We start from the raw sequence: 17,794 nt of genomic DNA on the forward strand, positions 1-17,794 counted from the left end.
GGAACCGCTCGCGGCGTGCCGCGCGGCGGTCATTCGTCCGGGTGGAAACCGAGGTAGCGGGCGTGCGCGCTGTCGCCGCCGGCGCGCCGGCTTGCCCCGCCGACCGATGCGAGCGCGTCCACCGTCGTCGCGCGGTTCGAGATCAGCGTCCACGCGATGGTGTCGTCGGCGCCGGCCGGTGCGGACGCGCGCAGGTCCGTCAGCGCGGCGAGCAGCGTGGCGGCCGGCGGCGCGTGGATCGCGAACCCTTCGTTGGCCACGGCCGCCGTCTCGATCCCCAGCCTCTCGCACAACCGTGCCCGCAGCGGCGTTTCGGCTTCGCTCGCCGCGCGCGAGCGCGCGATGTTCTCGTGGGTGGCCGCGTCGACGATCGTGCCGCCGCGGACGAACGGCGTTTGCTGCCACGCGTCGGGCGAGCATTGCTTGCCGGCCGGTGCCAGCGGCACGAACGGATTCACTTCGGCCGGGTAGATCCGGCACACGAGCGGTCGCTCGTCGTAGATCGCGCACCGCAGGTCGTCGCGCAGGTTCGGGCACGGCCCCGCATGGGACGCCGTGAGCATGACCGTCACGCGGACGGGCAGCGAGCCGCTGAGCGCGGCGGTCGAGCGTGCGCGTTTGTACGCGGCGAACGCGTTGTCGGGCTCGGGCTCGACGAGCCACGGCATCGCATCGCACAGCAGCTCCACGTGGCCGCCGCGCTGCAGCCACGCGGTGGCCTCGTCGATCGTCAGTGGAATGCGCAGGTCGCGGCAGCATCCGCCGCAGCCGTTGCAGGCAAAGTCGAGGTCGGTGGGGGTGTCGTTCATGCTTGATTCGATACGGATGACGGGGTGTCGCGAAGCGTCGCGACACGGCGGTGATTTCGTTTACCGCGCGGCCAGCGGCGCGACCCGGCGCCGCAGCTCGGGCACGACGTCGGCGTCGAACCAGGGGTGGTGCTTGAACCACGCCTGGTTGCGCGGCGACGGATGCGGCAGCGGCAGCACGTCGGGGCCATAGTCGCGCCACGCGTGTACGGTGTCCGTCAGCGTGGCCTTGCGCGCGTCGCGCAGGAAGTGCCGCTGCGCATACTGGCCGATCAGCAGCGTGAGCCGGATCGACGGCAACCCGGCGAGCAGCCGGTCGATCCACAGCGGCGCGCATTCGGGGCGCGGCGGGTTGTCGCCGCTCGTGCCGCGGCCCGGGTAGCAGAAGCCCATCGGCACGATCGCGAAGCGGGTTTCGTCGTAGAAGGTGTCGGCGTCGACGTCGAGCCAGCCGCGCAGCCGCTTGCCGCTCGCATCGTCCCACGGGATGCCGCTCGCATGGACGCGTGCGCCCGGCGCCTGCCCGATGATCAGGATGCGCGCGTCGCGATGGGCACGCACGACCGGGCGCGGGCCGAGCGGCAGGTCGGCTTCGCAGGCACGGCACGCGCGGATTTCAGTGAGCAGCACGTCGAGCGGCGCGCGCGTGGGTTTCGGCATCGAATCGGATCGGGGACGGAGGGGACATGCGGCGCCCCGGGCGCCGACAGGCGGCCCGGGCAGGCGTGGCGCGGGAGCGCGCGCCGCCTGCATTACGCGGCGCGCCTCACGCCCGCGACGGGCCCGGTGCGCCGCTTTCGGCGACGGCAGCATCATACAACGCGGTTTGCGCGATCGCGCGGGCGATCGCCGCGTCGTCGTGCGAACCGTCGAGCATGCCCCAGCGCCGGTATTGGGACAGGAACCACTCGCCTTCGCGCGGATCGGGGCGGTTCACGGCGCCGCCGTCGTGGAAGCGGATCGGCAGCGGCGGCACGGCGAACGGCCCCGATCCGTAGTCGCCGAGCAGGCGCGGCGCGATCAGCCGGGCCGGCACGCCGAGCGCGTCGGGCGACGCGAGCCAGCCGGCCGCCTCGCGACGGTGCGCGGCGCTGTCGAGCCACGCGCAGGCATCGACGAGCGTGCGGATCAGCGCGCGCGCGGTGGCCGGATACAGCGCGACGAAATCGCGCCGGGCCGCGAGCACCTTCTCCGGATGATCGGGCCAGATCTCGCTCGTGACGGCGACGGTCCGCCCCGCGTCGCAGGCCTCGGCCACGGCATGCCACGGTTCGCCGGCGCAGAAGCCGTCGAGTTCGCCGCCGGCGAGCGCGGCCACCATCTCGGGCGGCGGGATCACGACGCTGCGCACGTCGCGCAGCGGATCGACGCCGTGCGACGCGAGCCAGTAGTTCAGCCACATCGCGTGCGTGCCGGTCGGGAACGTCTGCGCGAGGAGCGGCTTGCGGCCGAGCGTCGCGAACGCGTCGCGCACGCTGCCGCTGTTGCGGTACGCGTCGGCGAGGCCGCGCGACAACGAGATCGCCTGACCGTTGCGGTTCAGCACCATCAGCGCGGCCATGTCGGCCTGCGGGCCGCCGATCCCGAGCTGCAGCCCGCAGACCAGCCCGTACAACGCATGCGCGGCGTCGAGCTCGCCGCTCAGCAGCTTGTCGCGGACGGCGGCCCACGACGGCTGGCGGCTGAGTTCGAGCGTGAGGCCGTGCCGCGCACCGAGGTTCAGGCGCTGTGCGACGATCAGCGGGGCCGCGTCGCTCAGCGCGACGAACCCGAGGCGAAGATGCGCGCGTTCCGGCGCGACGGGAGAGGTGGTATCCATGGCGGTCATGACTGGGGTGACGCGTCGAGCAATTGCCGCGCGACGTCGACGATGCGCAGGCCCTGATCCATCGCGCGCTTGCGCAGCGCCGCATACGCGTCGTGTTCGGACAGCCTGCGCTGGTCCATCAGCATCCGCTTCGCGCGGTCGATCAGCTTGCGTTCGGCGAGTTCGCGCTCGACATCGGCGAGCCGGCGGCGCAGCGCGTCGTCGTGCGAGAAGCGCGCGAGCGCGACTTCGAGAATCGGTGCAAGGCGTTCGGCCGACAGCCCTTCGACGAGATACGCGCTGACGCCCGCGCCGACCGCCGCGCGGATCAGCGACTGGTTGGCGTCGTGGCTGAACATCAGCACGGGGCGCGGCGCAGTCGCATGCATGACCGCGAGCTGCTCGAGCGTGTCGCGCGACGGCGAATCGGTATCGATGATCACGACGTCGGGATGCTGCTCCTCGACGGCGGCCGGCAGGCGCGCGGGCGTCGCGACGTCGTTGAGCATGTCGTAGCCGAGCTGCGCGAGCGCGTCGCCGAGCTCGCCGATCGGTTTGTCGGTATCGGTGACGAGCAGCACGCGCAGGCGGGGGGAGGAAGCGGGCGCACTCATGATGCGAACGGCGGCGGAGAAATCGTGGCGCAATGCGCGGATCGGAGGCGGCCCCGCGCGCACGTCGTGCCGGTGCCGCGCGCGGCGACCCGGCAGCCGGTGCGAACGGCGCCGCTGTTTTCATGGCAGGTGGGCGGCCGGTGCCGCGTGGTGTCGCGCATGCTACGCGGCCCGGGACAAGGCCGTGTCGATCGCGGCCCCCGCTGCGCCCGCGTCCGGCACCTCCCGCACGGCCGTTTCGCCGATCGCGCCGCCGACGAGGATCACGGCCGGACTGCCGAGCCGTGCTGCGTCGATGCCGCGCGCGAGATCGCCGAGCGTGCCGGTCCAGCGGCGTTCGTCGGGCGTGCCGGCCCATTGCACGGCCGCGGCCGGCGTCGATGCCGGCAGCACGGCGAGCAGGCCGGCGGCGATGCTGTCGACGCGGCTCATGCCCATGTAGATCGCGAGCGTGGTGCCGGTCGCGGCGAGACGCGACCAGTCGGGTTCGCCGTGGTCCTGACGATGGGCGGTGACGAACGTGACGCCGTGGCAATGCGCGCGGTGCGTGAGCGAGATGCCGAGGCTCGCGGCGGCGGCGAACCCCGACGAGATGCCGTTGACGATCTCGACCGGAATCGCGGCGGCGCGCAGCGTCGCGAGTTCTTCGCCGGCGCGCCCGAACAGCAGCGCCTCGCCGCCTTTCACGCGCACCACGTGCGCGCCGCGCAGTGCGTAACGGCGCATCAGCTTCTCGATGAATGCCTGCGGCGTGGAGCGGCAACCGCCGCGCTTGCCGACGCGGATGACGCGCGCCTGCGGCGCGAGTTCGACGATGCCGGGCGCGACGAGATCGTCGAGCAGCAGCACGTCGGCAGCGGCCAGCGCTTTCACGGCCTTGAGCGTGAGGAGATCGGGATCGCCGGGGCCGGCGCCCAGCAGGGTGACTTTGCCTGTCGTCATGTCGTGTTCCAGTGCCGCCTGCATGCGGCGGCCGATAGCGCGTTGTTGCGCGGCGGCGGCGGGCGGTCGACGTATCGGCATCCGGCCGTGCCGCGCACGGGAGGACGCCGTTGTCCTGGGCGGCCCGCCTGTGCGACGGGCCCGGTTTTGCGGGGGACTGCCCACCGGCGCCGTTGCCGGTGTCATGCAGCGGGTTCAGCAATATCCGGGCCAACCGGCATCGACCGTCGCGCACCGCGCCGCGCGATGGCCACGTGCGGGCGAAATGCGGGCCGAATACGGGCCGAATACGGGCCAATTGCGGGCCAAGTACGGCCCCCGTGCCCGCCGGCGGCCGCCGCATGCCGGCACCCGCAATGCCGCATCGGCGTGCATCGTGCCCCGCCCGCGCGCACCGCGATGTCGCACGGCGACAGTGCTGCATCGCACCACATCTGTGCCTCGCTGCATCACCACGCATCGTGTGCCGGCTGTCGCCGCGCGCCGCACGACGCCGGACGAGCCTTGCGCGGCGGGGCTGCAGGCCCGATTCACGGCGACATGGCACGGCGTTTGCGTAAGCCGGTTCAGGCGAATCAATGGCGATTCGTCCGGCAGTACCGATTACAGACGCGCCCGGCAACGGGCTTCATGGGCAACGGCGTCCTACGCATCGGGTCTCGACGAGACCGGGTGCGCAGGACGCCGTTTTTCGTTTGGCGGATGACATGACCGACAAAGCTACCCGTATCGATCTCTTCAGCCTCCGCACCGCGCCGATGCGCGCGTTCCACCTGACGTGGATGGCGTTTTTCGTGTGCTTCTTCGCATGGTTCGCGTGCGCGCCGCTGATGCCGCTGATCGCACGCGAATTCCACCTGAGCGCGGCGCAGGTCGCCAACATCAACATCGCGGCCGTGGCCGCGACGATCGCCGTGCGGCTGCTGGTCGGCCCGCTGTGCGACCGCTTCGGCCCGCGCCGCGTGTACGTCGGCCTGCTGCTGCTCGGCGCGATCCCCGTGTTCGCGGTGTCGTTCACGCACGACTACCTGTCGTTCCTGATCTGCCGGCTCGGCATCGGCGCGATCGGCGCGGGTTTCGTGATCACGCAGTACCACACGTCGGTGATGTTCGCGCCGAACGTGGTCGGCACCGCGAACGCGACGACGGCCGGCTGGGGCAATGCCGGCGCGGGCGCGACACAGGCGCTGATGCCGCTGCTCGTCGCCGCCGGCCTGATGCTCGGCTTCGGCGAGGATTCGTCGTGGCGTGTCGCGCTGGTCGTGCCGGGCGTCGCGATGCTCGCGATGGCCTGGGCGTACTGGCGCTTCACGCAGGATTGCCCGCAAGGCGACTTCGTCGCGCTGCGCAAGGAAGGCGTGACGGTCGACAGCGGCAAGAAGGGCGGCTGGGCGAGCTTCTTCGCGGCCTGCGGCAACTATCGCGTGTGGATGCTGTTCATCACGTACGGCGCGTGCTTCGGCGTCGAGGTGTTCATCCACAACATCGCCGCGCTGTACTACGTCGATCACTTCAGCCTGTCGCTGAAGGACGCCGGTTTCGCGGTCGGCATGTTCGGGCTGCTCGCCCTGTTCGCCCGTGCGCTCGGCGGCTGGCTGTCCGACAAGGTCGCCGCGCGCCGCAGCCTCGACGTGCGCGCGATGCTGCTGTGCGCGTTGATCGTCGGCGAAGGGCTCGGGCTGATCTGGTTCTCGCATGCGCAAAGCGTCGGCATCGCACTCGTCGCGATGCTCGCGTTCGGCCTCTTCACGCACATGGCGTGCGGCGCGACCTACGCGCTGGTGCCCTTCATCGACCGCAAGGCACTCGGCGGCGTCGCGGGGATCGTCGGCGCGGGCGGCAACGTCGGCGCGGTCGCCGCGAGCTTCCTGCTCAAAGGTGTCGGCGACGTGCAGCACACGCTCGGCCTGCTCGGCCTTGCCGTCACCGCGACCGCGCTGTGCGCGATGGCCGTGCGCTTCAGCGAAGAACACAAGGCACGCGAAGCCGAGCTGCGCGACCGCGCGCTGGCTGCCGGCAGCGTCGCGAACTGATCGACCGAGGGAAACGTCATCATGAAACTCATCGTCATCGGCCACGGGATGGTCGGCCACAAGCTCCTCGAATGCGTCGCGGCGGAAGCGGGCGCCGCGGGCGCGCTGCAGGTCACCGTGCTCGGCGAGGAACCGCGCCCGGCCTACGACCGCGTGCACCTGTCCGAGTTCTTCGCGGGCAAGTCGGCGGACGACCTGTCGCTCGTCGAACCCGGCTTCTTCGAGCGTCATCCGCAGTTCGACCTGCGCCTGAATGCGCGCGTCGCGTCGATCGACCGCGCCGCGCATACGGTCACGCTCGCGTCCGGGGAAACGCTCGCGTACGACAAGCTGGTGCTGGCGACGGGTTCGCGCCCGTTCGTGCCGCCGATGCCGGGGCACGATCGCGCGGGCTGCTTCGTGTACCGGACGATCGAGGATCTCGAGGCGATGCAGGCGTGCGGCACGCACGCGAAGCGCGGCGTCGTGGTCGGCGGCGGGCTGCTCGGCCTCGAATGCGCGAAGGCGCTGCGCGACATGGGGCTCGACACGCACGTCGTCGAATTCGCGCCGCGGCTGATGGCCGTGCAGGTCGACGACGGCGGCGGCCGGATGCTGCGCGCGAAGATCGAGGCGCTCGGCGTGACCGTGCATACGGGCAAGAACACGCTCGAGATCGTCGACGGCGAAGAGGGCTCGCACCGGATGGCGTTCGCCGACGGCTCCCATCTCGACGCCGACATGATCGTGTTTTCGGCCGGCATTCGCGCACGCGACGAACTGGCGCGTGCGTGCGGCCTGGAAATCGGCCCGCGCGGCGGCGTCGCGATCGACGACGCGTGCCGCACGAGCGACGCCGACATCTACGCGATCGGCGAATGCGCGGCCTGGAACGGCATGGTTTACGGCCTCGTCGCCCCCGGCTACGACATGGCGCGCGTGGTGGCGAAGCAACTGGGTGGCAATACGAACGACGCACCCGCGTTCGCGGGCGCCGACATGAGCACGAAGCTGAAGCTGATGGGCGTCGACGTCGCGAGCATCGGCGACGCGCACGGCACGACGGCCGGCAGCCGCACCTACCAGTACGCGGACGAGCGCCGCCAGGTCTACAAGAAGCTCGTCGTGTCCGACTGCGGCAAGTTCCTGCACGGCGCGGTGATGGTCGGCGACGCGGCCGAATACGGCACGCTGCTGCAGATGATGCTGAACCGCATCGAGCTGCCCGAGTCGCCGGAATTCCTGATCCTGCCGTCGTCGGACGGCGTCGCGAAGCCGGCGCTCGGCGTCGACGCGCTGCCTGACGGCGCCCAGATCTGCTCGTGCAACAACGTGTCGAAGTCGCAGATCTGCACGGCGGTCGCCGACGGCGCGACGAGCCTCGGCGCGCTGAAGTCGTGCACGGGCGCCGGCACGTCGTGCGGCGGCTGCGTGCCGCTCGTCACGCAGATCATGAAGGCCGAGATGAAGAAGCAGGGCCTCGCGGTCAACAACCATATCTGCGAGCACTTCCCGTATTCGCGCCAGGAGCTGTTCCACCTGATCCGCGTGGAGCGCCTCACGACCTTCGACGCACTGCTCGCGAAGCACGGCCATGGCCTCGGCTGCGACGTGTGCAAGCCGGCGGTGGCGGGCATCCTCGCGTCGTGCTTCAACGAATTCGTGCTGAAGAAGGAACACGCGGGGTTGCAGGATTCGAACGACTACTACCTCGCGAACATCCAGCGCGACGGCACGTATTCGGTCGTGCCGCGCATGCCGGGCGGCGAGGTCACGCCGGAAGGGCTGATCGCGGTCGGCCAGGTCGCGAAGAAGTACGGGCTCTACACGAAGATCACCGGCGGCCAGCGCGTCGACCTGTTCGGTGCGCGCGTCGAGCAGCTGCCGTCGATCTGGGAGGAACTGATCGCGGCCGGTTTCGAATCGGGCCACGCATACGGCAAGGCGCTGCGCACCGTGAAGTCGTGTGTCGGCTCGACGTGGTGCCGTTACGGCGTCGACGATTCGGTCGGCCTCGCGATCGACCTCGAGAATCGCTACAAGGGGCTGCGCGCGCCGCACAAGATCAAGTTCGGCGTGTCCGGCTGCACGCGCGAGTGTGCGGAAGCGCAGGGCAAGGACGTCGGCATCATCGCGACCGAGAAGGGCTGGAACCTGTACGTGTGCGGCAACGGCGGGATGAAGCCGCGCCACGCGGAACTGCTCGCGTCCGACCTCGATCGCGCGACGCTGGTTCGCTACATCGACCGTTTGCTGATGTTCTACGTGCGCACGGCCGACCGGCTGCAGCGCACGAGCGTGTGGCGCGACAACCTCGAAGGCGGCCTCGACTACCTGATCGACGTCGTCGTGCACGACCGGCTCGGGATCGGCGCCGAACTCGAAGCCGACATGCAGCACGTGGTCGACACCTACGAGTGCGAGTGGAAGCGGGCCGTCACCGATCCCGACACGCGCAAGCGCTTCCGTCACTTCGTGAACAGCGATGCGCCGGACACGACCATCGAATTCGTCGAGACGCGCGGCCAGATCCGGCCCGCGACGCCCGGCGAACGCGTGCGCAGCAAGCCCGTGACGATTCCCGTCGTCGCCGAAGGCGCGACGCAGGCCGTGACCGAATCCGCCACCGTTTGACCCTGACCGACACCAGCGTCTTTTCCAAGGAGCCCATCATGAACGATCGTCTGCCGCCGTCCTGGACCCGCGTGTGCCCGCTCGACGACATCGTGCCGAACACCGGCGTGTGCGCGCTCGTCAACGGCGAGCAGGTCGCGGTCTTTCACGTCGCGCATGCCGAGGAAGGCGGCGTGTTCGCGATCGACAACGTCGATCCCGTGTCGCAGGCGGCCGTGATGTCGCGCGGGCTGATCGGCAGCCTCGGCGAGCGCGTCGTCGTCGCGTCGCCGCTGTACAAGCAGCATTTCGACCTGCGCACCGGCGAATGCCTGGAGGCACCCGAGCAGTCGGTGAGCACGTATCCGTCGCGGGTCGAGGACGGCTTCGTGTGGATCGCGGCCTGACCGCCCCGGAGCGCGCATGACCGCTACCCCCGTCAAGAGCGTGTGCCCGTACTGCGGCGTCGGCTGCGGGATGGTGCTGCACGTCGAGGAAGGCGAAGTCGTCAAGGTGTCCGGCGACGCCGACCATCCGGCCAACTTCGGGCGGCTGTGCACGAAGGGTTCGTCGGCACACGTCGCGCTGCGCCGCTCGGGGCGGCTCGACCGCGCGTTCGTGCGCCGCGCGCGCGAGGACGACCTTGTGCCGCTGCCGGCGCGCGACGCGATCGCCGACACCGCGCGCCGCCTGCGCGCGGTGCTCGATGCGCACGGGCCGGACGCGCTGTCGTTCTACGTATCGGGGCAGATGTCGATCGAGGCGCAATACCTCGTCAACAAGCTCGCGAAGGGTTTCGTCGGCACCAACAACATCGAGTCGAACTCGCGCCTCTGCATGGCGAGCGCGAGCACCGGCTACAAGCAGTCGCTCGGCGCGGACGGCCCGCCCGGGTCGTACCAGGACTTCGATCGCGCGAACCTGTTCTTCGTGATCGGCGCGAACATGGCCGACTGCCATCCGATCCTGTTCCTGCGGATGATGGATCGCGTGAAGGCCGGCGCGAAGCTGATCGTCGTCGATCCGCGCCGCACCGGCACCGCCGACAAGGCCGACCTGTTCCTGCAGATCCGGCCGGGCACCGATCTCGCGCTGACCAACGGGCTGCTGCACCTGCTGCATGCGAACGGCCGCACCGACGGCGCGTTCATCGACGCGTACACCGAAGGCTGGGGCGCGATGCCCGCGTTCCTCGCCGACTACACGCCCGGGCGCGTGGCTGAAATCACGGGGCTCGCGGAAGCCGACCTGCGCACGGCCGCGCAATGGATCGGCGATGCGCAGGAATGGATGAGCTGCTGGACGATGGGGCTCAACCAGAGCACGCACGGCGTGTGGAACACCAACGCGATCTGCAACCTGCATCTCGCGACGGGCAGGATCTGCCGTGCCGGCAGCGGGCCGTTCTCGCTGACCGGCCAGCCGAACGCGATGGGCGGGCGCGAGATGGGCTACATGGGCCCCGGCCTGCCGGGCCAGCGCTCGGTGGCGTCCGACGACGATCGCCGTTTCGTCGAGCACCTGTGGCGCGTGCCGGCCGGCACGCTGCGCAAGGAAACCGGCAACGGCACCGTCGACCTGTTCGAGCGGATGGCGGCCGGCGACATCAAGGCATGCTGGATCATCTGCACGAACCCGGTCGCCACGGTGCCGAACCGGCAGAACGTGATCGCCGGATTGCAGGCCGCGGAACTCGTGATCGCACAGGACGCGTTCCTCGATACCGAAACCAACCGCTACGCGGACATCCTGCTGCCCGGCGCGCTGTGGGCCGAGGGCGACGGCGTGATGATCAACTCCGAGCGCAACATGACGCTGATGCGCGCGGCGGTCGCGCCGCCGGGCGACGCGCTGCCCGACTGGCGCATCGTCGCGGAAGTCGCGCGCGCGATGGGGTTCGGCGATGCGTTCGACTATGCGTCGGCGGCCGATGTGTTCGACGAGATCGTCCGCTTCTCGAATCCGGCGACGGGCTACGACCTGCGCGGCGCAAGCCATGCGGCGCTGCGCGACGGGCCCGTGCAGTGGCCGGTCGCGCCGGGCACCGCGCGCGAGCGGCACCCGATCCGCTACCTGAACGACGGCGTGAGCCAGCCGCTGCGCCCGGCCGCCGATGGTGACGACGCGCCGCGTATCGCGTTCCCGACGCCGTCGGGCAAGGCGCGCTTCTTCGCCCGGCCGCACGTCGATCCGGCCGAATTGCCCGACGACACGTTCCCGATCGTGCTGAACACGGGGCGGCTGCAGCATCAGTGGCACACGATGACCAAGACGGGCAAGGTCGCGATGCTGAACAAGCTGAACCCGCGCCCGTTCGTCGAGCTGCATCCGGACGACGCGAGCGCGCTCGGCATCGCCGCGAAGGACAGCGTCGAGATCCGCTCGGCGCGCGGCCGCGCGGTGCTGCCGGCCGTCGTGACCGAGCGCGTGCGGCGCGGCGACTGCTTCGCGCCGATGCACTGGAACGATGTGTACGGCGACGACCTGTGCATCAACGCGGTGACGAACGACGCGATCGATCCCGAATCTCGGCAACCCGAACTGAAATACTGCGCGGTCGCGCTGCGGCGCGTCGAGACCGCTGCGTTCGAGTCCGCCGACGACCAGACGGCGCAACCCGATGCCCGCGCCGACGACGCACGGCCCGCGCCGGAGACGGCGCAGGCGACTGCTTCACAGGAATCCGACATGGCAGACATCGACACTTTCGCGGCCGCGCTCGGCGTCGCCGACTTCGCGCCGCCGCCGTTGACGGACACCGAACGGCTGTATGTGGCCGGGTTCGTCAGCGGGCTGAAGGCAAGCGCCGGCCGGCGCGAGGGCGGCGTGCCGGTGCTGCCGGCCGGCGCGCCGCTCACGCCGCCGGTGCGGTTCTGGCTCGACGGGATGCTCGCGGGGTTGTTCAGCCGCTCGCTGCCGGCGAGCTTGCCGGGCGCCGCGGCCCCCGTGCTGCCGGCCGATGCCGCCGCGTCCGGCGGCGTGCGGATCGTGCGCACGCGGCCGAAGGTCGTGCTGCTGTGGGCGTCGCAGACCGGCAACATCGAATCGTTGACCGAGGATTACGCGACGCAACTGATGAACGCGGGCTTCGAGATCCGCACCGCGTGCATGTCCGACTATCCGGTGGCGTCGCTCGCCGGTGCGCAATACGTGCTGCTGATGACGAGCACGTTCGGCGACGGCGACGCGCCCGACAACGGCAGCGAATTCTGGGAAGCGCTGCAGGTCGGCGGCGCCGCGCGCCTCGACGGCGTGCACTTCGCGGTGCTCGCGTTCGGCGACCGCAACTACGACCAGTTCTGCGGCCATGGCCGCCGGCTCGACGCGCGGCTCGCGGAACTCGGCGCGGCACGCCTGTGCGCGCGCGTCGATTGCGACGTCGAATTCCAGCGCGATGCCGACCAGTGGCTCGAACGCGTCGTCGCGCGGATCAAGGAGGCCGATGCCGCGCTGCACGCGGTGCCGACCGGCGGCCTGGGTTCGTCGGGGCTGCTGCCGACGAAGGCGCATCCGGCGCCGTCGAAGCTCGTCGCGAACCTGCGGCTCAACCGTCCGGGCGCGGCGAAGGACACACGCTACGTGTCGTTGTCGACCGAAGGCGCGAACCTCGAATACGAAACCGGCGACGCGCTCGGCGTGTGGCCGACCAACTGCCCGGAACTGGTCGACGAACTGCTGTCCGTTACCGCGCTGAAGGCCGATGCACCCGTGTCGGTGGCGGGTGTCGGCGACGTGCGCCTCGGCGACGCACTCGCGCGTCACTTCGACATCACGCGCCCGCATCCGGACACGCTCGCGTTCATCGCGTCGCGCAGCGCGAACGGCGCACTGAAGTCGCTGCTCGGCGACGACCGCAAGGGCGACCTGAAGCAATGGTTGTGGGGGCAACAACTCGCGGACGTGCTGCACGAGTTTCCGGTCGAGCTGTCGGGCAACGAACTCGTCGGGATGCTGAAGCGCATGCAGCCGCGTCTTTATTCGATCGCGTCGAGCCCGAGCGCGCACCACGGCGAGATCCACCTGACCGTGTCGGCCGTGCGCTATCACAACGGCCGGCGCGCGCGCAAAGGTGTCGCATCGACGTTCCTCGCCGATCGCGCGGACGACGGCCGCGTGCCCGTGTTCGTGCAGAAATCCGCGCATTTCCGGCCGCCGGTGAACGGCGACGTGCCGATCGTGATGGTCGGCCCCGGCACCGGCGTCGCGCCGTTCCGCGGCTTCCTGCACGAACGGCAGGCGTGCGGCGCGCGCGGGCGCAACTGGCTGTTCTTCGGCGAACAGCATGCGCAGACGGACTTCTACTACGGCGACGAGCTGGGCGCGATGCGTGACAGCGGTTTCCTGACGCGGCTCGATCTCGCGTTCTCGCGCGACCAGGCCGACAAGATCTACGTGCAGGACCGGATGCGGGAGCAGGGCGCCGAACTGTTCGCGTGGCTGGAGGAAGGCGCGCACTTCTACGTGTGCGGCGACGCCGCGCGGATGGCGAAGGACGTCGATGCCGCGCTGAAGGCCGTCGTCGCCGAGCACGGCGGCATGTCGGACGAAGCCGCGAACGACTACGTCGCGCGGCTCGCGAAGGCGCGCCGCTACATGCGGGACGTGTACTGACCGCGAGCGGTGCGGTGCGGTGCGGTGCGGCGCGGCCCGCCGGTTTGCGGGCCCGTCTCCGGGCGACGCGTTGGCCTGCGACGAGCCGCGCCGGGCGGTCCGTCGCGAAGGCCGTCGACGGCGAACGTCGCACGCGACAGGCCGGGCGGCGGGCACGGCGTTTCTGCATGACATGAACCGCCGGGCCGCCGCCGGTTTGCGTTACTGCTGACGCTCCCACGCGCGCGCCTGTTCGGCACGGACGAGCGTTTCCGACGACCGCGGCAGCAGGTTGCGGAACGCGCCGCCGTCGCTGTCGATCACGTCGACCATCTTCGCGATCATCTCTTCCGGATCGTGCTGTTCGAGCGGGAACGTCAGCCGCTCGGGCGTCACCGTGTGGACGGCCGGATCGTGCCAGCGCCGCGTCGTTTCCATCATCCGGTCGTTGAAACCCGTGCTGTACGGGCCGGGGTTCACGACCGCGACACGGATTCCGTGCGGCGCCAGCTCCGCGTGCATCGCCTCGGCGATCGATTCGACCGCGTGCTTCGACGCGCAATAGGCGCCCGTGAACGGCCCGGTGATCAGGCCCGCGATCGACGACACGAACACGATCTTGCCGTGCCGGCGCGCGAGCATCCCGCGCGCGATGTGCTGCGTGAGTTCGAGCGGCCCGAACACGTTGACGTCGAACAGGTCGCGGACGATCCCGACCGGCAGGTCGACGAGCGCGCCGGCTTCGCCGACGCCCGCGTTGTTCACGAGCACGTCGACGTCCAGCTCGGCCGCGCGGGCGCGATCGTCGGCCGACGTGACATCGAGCTTGATGGCGCGCAGCGTGGTGCCGCGTTGCGCGGCGGCGTCCGTCAGTGCGTCGATCTCGACGGTGGCGCGCACGCCGGCCGTCACGTCGCGGCCGCGTTCGGCGAGCCGCAGCGCCACTTCCCGGCCGAAGCCGGTGCCTGCGCCGGTAATGAGGATGCGTTTCTGTGCCATGTGCTTACCTTGTGGTGGGAAGGGTTGCCTGAAAGCGGTCGCGGCCGTGCCGGGCGATCGCGGTGTCTTCGTCGACGCTGCCGCCCGAAACGCCGATTGCGCCGACGCAGCGTCCGCTGTCGTCGACGAGCGGTTCGCCGCCGCCGAACGTGACGAGCCCGCCGTGGCTGTGCTCGATCCCGCGCAGCGGGCCGTCGCCCGACATCGCACCGAGCGCGCCGGTCGATATGCGGAAGCGGACCGCCGTCAGCGCCTTGCGCTGCGCGAGATCGATCGCGCCGAGGAAACAGTCGTCGGTGCGCGCGAACGCGAGCAGGTTCGCGCCGGCATCGACGATTGCGATGGCGACGCCGGCGACCTGCAGCGACGCGGCATGCGCGAGTGCTGCGTCGATCGTACGGCGGGCGGCTGCGAGCGGCAGCGCGGCGGTGAGCGGGTCCATGCGAGGCTCCGGTGGGACGACAGGCCCCAGTGTAGGCAGTTGCGGTATATGGGAGAATCCGCATTCCGCTCGAAAGAGTTTCAAGTTTTTCTAATGATGAGCCGACGCGATCCGATGGCCGGGCTGCACGTGTTCATGACGGTCGCGACGGCCGGCAACTTCACGCGGGCGGCTGCCGCGCTCGGCCTGACGCCGGCTGCCGTCAGCCTCGCGATCGGGCAGCTCGAGGGCGAACTGAACGTGAAGCTGTTCAATCGCAGCACGCGCGGCGTGAGCCTGACGGAAGCCGGGCAGCACTATTGGCGGCAGACGGAGCCCGCGTACCGGCAGGTCGTGCACGCGCGCGACGCGCTGAAGGATGCGCGCAGCGAGCCGAGCGGCGTGTTGCGCGTCACCGCGCTGCCGCTGGCGCGCACGCTCGTGATCGCGCCGGTGCTGGCCGTATTCCGCGAGCGTTATCCGAAAGTGCGGCTCGAGATCCGCTACGAGAACGAACTCGTCGACATCGCGAAGGACGGGTTCGATGCGGGGATTCGCCTCGGCGACCGGCTGCAGCCGGGGACGATCGGCGTGCGGATCGCGCCGGCGCTTTCGTGCGCGCTGGTCGCGTCGCCCGGTTATCTGGCGCGGTACGGCACGCCGGCGTCAATCGCGGCGCTCGAACGTCATGCATGTATCCGCTTCCGGTTTTCGGAGAGCGGGCGGCTGCACAAATGGCTGCTGCACGACGGGCGCCGCGATGTCGATCTCGATCCGGAAGGCGTATTCGTGACGAACGATGCCGATGCGGTGATCGACGCGGCGCGTGCCGGTGTCGGGATCGCGTTTGCGTTCATGCGCGAGCGCATCGAGCAGGACTTGCGCGACGGCACGCTCGTCGAGGTGTTGCCGGGCACGTGCCGGACGCTGCCGCCGATGTGGTTGTATTACGTGAATCGCAAGCACGTGCCGGCGAAGCTGCGCGCGTTCATCGACGTGCTGCGGGAGCGCGACGGCGCAGGCGCGGCGTAAGCGTTGCGCCGGCTGCCTGCGGCGATTTGTCCGGCAGCGCATGATGGCGGCTCCAGCCACGAAACGAAGGAGTCGCGTCATGACGGTATCTCTTCATTTTCCGGTTCGTACTTTGGCCGTTGCCGCGGCGCTGGTGGCGGCCGTGACCTGCAGCGCGCCGGCCATCGGCCAGACATCGACCGTACCCGCTGGTTCGGCTGCGGCGACGCCCGACAATGCGGTGCTGCTCACCGTCTTCCTGAAACACGACCAGTCGCGTCCGCTCGCCGAACTGAACGCGCAACTGGCGAAGCAGGGGTTCTACAAGGCGTTCCCGCCGCCGGGCGTCGAAGTGGTGAGCTGGACCGTGACGATGGGGATCGGGCAGATCGTCGTGTTGCGGTTGCCGGCATCGCGGGTGCGCGAGGTCAATCGGGTGCTCGAAGATACGGCTTGGGGTGCGTATCGGACGGAGTTCTACCCGACTTACGACTACAAGGCGATCGGGTTGGGGGAGCATGAGCGGGCGAAGTGAGGTTGAATATTCAAAAAAGTCGCATCAATGAAATTGCGCTGTTCTCGGTCACTGGAATGAGTCGTTATTTTCAAGATAATGCAGGGCTGGAGTTTTTTGCGGCGGCGAGGGTGGTTGTTTATTCCTCGAAAAAATACGAAGGCACGCTCGGTATCCTGATAAAACTGTTAAAAGAAACATATTTTGACTATTTCCTGTTTGGCAGATCGGGGGCCGACTTTGGTGCGATTCGTACCTGACGTGAAAACGGTCGGGAAGCAATGCCAAGGAATTTTCGTCGATTCTGCGCTAGAGGAAGAGAATTGGCCGCAGATAAAAAATTGCAATCAGACAAGTCTTAAATTGGTGTGCTTCACATATTTACGACGCTTGGCAATTGTTCACATTCATCCTGTGGTTTCCTGACGATTGATTTGCTAACGTTCATCGGCTTAAAAAGACATCAATGACGGACGATGAACAAGAAGACCTACCGCCTGGTGTATTCCAGGCTCCGGGGAATGGTGGTGGCGGTCGAAGAGACAGCTACTGCCGCGGGGAAAACCGAATCCGGTGAGAGCCGGGCCGGTCGGCGTTCGCGCGGCAGCTCGGGCTTGCTGATCGCGGTCGCGTCGCTGGCGGCCGTGCCTTCGTTAGCATCGGCGCAGATCGCGCCGATGCCCGGCACTACCACCCATGTGATCCAGACGCAGAACGGGCTGCCGCAGGTAAACATCGCGAAGCCGTCGGGTGCGGGCGTATCGGTCAATACCTACAACCAGTTCGATGTTCAGAAAAACGGCGCGATCCTCAACAACTCGCCGACGCTCGTCAATACGCAGCAGGCCGGCTATATCAACGGGAACCCTAATTTCGGGCCCGGACAGTCGGCGCGGATCATCGTCAACCAGGTGAACAGCGCGAACCCGTCGCAGCTTCGCGGTTACGTCGAAGTCGCCGGAAATCGCGCGGAAGTGGTGCTGGCCAACCCGGCCGGTATCGTCGTCGACGGCGGCGGCTTCATCAATACGTCGCGCGCCACGCTGACGACTGGGCAGCCTTACTACGGCGTGGACGGTTCGCTCGCCGGCTACAACGTCAATCGCGGCCTCGTCACCGTGCAGGGCGCGGGGCTCAATGCGACGAACGTCGACCAGGTCGACATCATTGCCCGCGCCATACAGGCGAATGCGGCGATCTACGCGAAGAACCTGAACGTCGTCGCTGGAGCTAACCAGGTCAATCACGAAACGCTGACAGCGAAGCCGATCCAGGGCGACGGCGCCGCGCCTGGCGTCGCGATCGACGTCGGCCAGCTCGGCGGGATGTATAGCGACCGGATTTATCTGGTCGGCACAGAGGGTGGCGTTGGCGTGCGTAATGCCGGGGCAATTCCTGATTTTGTTACAAGTGCCAATAAGATTGGGATAAGTCAGGCCGCGGCTCAGCCCGAAAATGTGTT

14 protein-coding genes and 1 pseudogene are annotated in these 17,794 nt (G+C 69.1%); 8 read left to right on the forward strand and 7 right to left on the reverse strand.

From position 1 onward, the window contains the following. Positions 1 to 29: 29 nt before the first annotated feature. From PQB87_RS24980 to cobA, 5 genes are all read right to left on the reverse strand, one after another. Positions 30 to 809 carry a YkgJ family cysteine cluster protein gene (locus tag PQB87_RS24980; RefSeq protein WP_060061614.1) on the reverse strand — a complete coding sequence of 260 codons (780 nt, stop codon included), beginning with the start codon at positions 807 to 809 and terminating at the stop codon, positions 30 to 32. A 60-nt stretch (positions 810 to 869) separates the two neighbouring features. Continuing rightward, entirely contained in the window at positions 870 to 1,469 is a 600-nt protein-coding gene (locus PQB87_RS24985) for a uracil-DNA glycosylase family protein (protein ID WP_489244143.1), read from the reverse strand. 106 nt (positions 1,470 to 1,575) lie between these two features. After that, complete coding sequence (locus PQB87_RS24990) at positions 1,576 to 2,628, reverse strand: CmpA/NrtA family ABC transporter substrate-binding protein (protein WP_489244144.1); 1,053 nt, start codon at positions 2,626 to 2,628, stop codon at positions 1,576 to 1,578. Between the two features lie 5 nt (positions 2,629 to 2,633). Beyond that, positions 2,634 to 3,230 carry an ANTAR domain-containing response regulator gene (locus PQB87_RS24995; protein WP_042977474.1) on the reverse strand — a complete coding sequence of 199 codons (597 nt, stop codon included), beginning with the start codon at positions 3,228 to 3,230 and terminating at the stop codon, positions 2,634 to 2,636. 162 nt (positions 3,231 to 3,392) lie between these two features. Then, positions 3,393 to 4,172, reverse strand: coding sequence for a uroporphyrinogen-III C-methyltransferase (gene cobA / locus PQB87_RS25000; RefSeq protein ID WP_489244146.1), 780 nt, complete (start codon positions 4,170 to 4,172; stop codon positions 3,393 to 3,395). A gap of 707 nt (positions 4,173 to 4,879) precedes the next feature. On the opposite strand from cobA, the gene PQB87_RS25005 reads away from it, so the two are divergent. Genes PQB87_RS25005 through PQB87_RS25020 form a run of 4 tightly spaced genes read left to right on the forward strand, consistent with a single transcriptional unit; the run spans position 4,880 to position 13,408 of the window. Continuing rightward, complete coding sequence (locus tag PQB87_RS25005; protein WP_060232459.1) at positions 4,880 to 6,205, forward strand: MFS transporter; 1,326 nt, start codon at positions 4,880 to 4,882, stop codon at positions 6,203 to 6,205. A gap of 21 nt (positions 6,206 to 6,226) precedes the next feature. Then, positions 6,227 to 8,818, forward strand: a complete 2,592-nt coding sequence (gene nirB, locus PQB87_RS25010) for a nitrite reductase large subunit NirB (RefSeq protein ID WP_489244148.1) — start codon at positions 6,227 to 6,229, stop codon at positions 8,816 to 8,818. 38 nt (positions 8,819 to 8,856) lie between these two features. Continuing rightward, positions 8,857 to 9,204: a nitrite reductase small subunit NirD gene (gene nirD, locus PQB87_RS25015; RefSeq protein ID WP_174413977.1), complete on the forward strand. Its 348-nt coding sequence runs from the start codon at positions 8,857 to 8,859 to the stop codon at positions 9,202 to 9,204. Between the two features lie 16 nt (positions 9,205 to 9,220). Next, positions 9,221 to 13,408 carry a bifunctional nitrate reductase/sulfite reductase flavoprotein subunit alpha gene (locus PQB87_RS25020; RefSeq protein ID WP_489244149.1) on the forward strand — a complete coding sequence of 1,396 codons (4,188 nt, stop codon included), beginning with the start codon at positions 9,221 to 9,223 and terminating at the stop codon, positions 13,406 to 13,408. A 201-nt stretch (positions 13,409 to 13,609) separates the two neighbouring features. Here the strand turns inward: PQB87_RS25020 and PQB87_RS25025 are convergent, their stop codons facing one another. Together PQB87_RS25025 and PQB87_RS25030 are read right to left on the reverse strand one after the other, a co-directional pair. After that, on the reverse strand, positions 13,610 to 14,386 hold the full coding sequence (locus PQB87_RS25025) for an SDR family oxidoreductase (protein WP_489244151.1): 777 nt from the start codon (positions 14,384 to 14,386) through the stop codon (positions 13,610 to 13,612). Between the two features lie 4 nt (positions 14,387 to 14,390). After that, positions 14,391 to 14,828 carry a GlcG/HbpS family heme-binding protein gene (locus PQB87_RS25030; protein WP_048025505.1) on the reverse strand — a complete coding sequence of 146 codons (438 nt, stop codon included), beginning with the start codon at positions 14,826 to 14,828 and terminating at the stop codon, positions 14,391 to 14,393. Between the two features lie 96 nt (positions 14,829 to 14,924). Between PQB87_RS25030 and PQB87_RS25035 the strand changes: the two genes are divergently transcribed. From PQB87_RS25035 to PQB87_RS25050, 4 genes and pseudogenes are all read left to right on the forward strand, one after another. Continuing rightward, the gene (locus PQB87_RS25035; protein ID WP_301861629.1) at positions 14,925 to 15,839 is read left to right on the forward strand and encodes a LysR family transcriptional regulator; all 915 of its coding nucleotides are present in this window, start codon (positions 14,925 to 14,927) and stop codon (positions 15,837 to 15,839) included. A 79-nt stretch (positions 15,840 to 15,918) separates the two neighbouring features. Then, positions 15,919 to 16,353, forward strand: coding sequence for a hypothetical protein (locus tag PQB87_RS25040; RefSeq protein ID WP_027791805.1), 435 nt, complete (start codon positions 15,919 to 15,921; stop codon positions 16,351 to 16,353). A gap of 2 nt (positions 16,354 to 16,355) precedes the next feature. Then, a complete protein-coding gene (locus tag PQB87_RS25045) occupies positions 16,356 to 16,592 on the forward strand; it encodes a hypothetical protein (protein ID WP_489244153.1) in 237 nt (78 codons plus the stop codon). A gap of 216 nt (positions 16,593 to 16,808) precedes the next feature. Then, a pseudogene (locus PQB87_RS25050) lies at positions 16,809 to 17,726 on the forward strand (two-partner secretion domain-containing protein); the annotation flags it as partial. Between the last annotated feature and the right edge of the window lie 68 nt (positions 17,727 to 17,794).

Source organism: Burkholderia sp. KL41 (assembly GCF_057005415.2).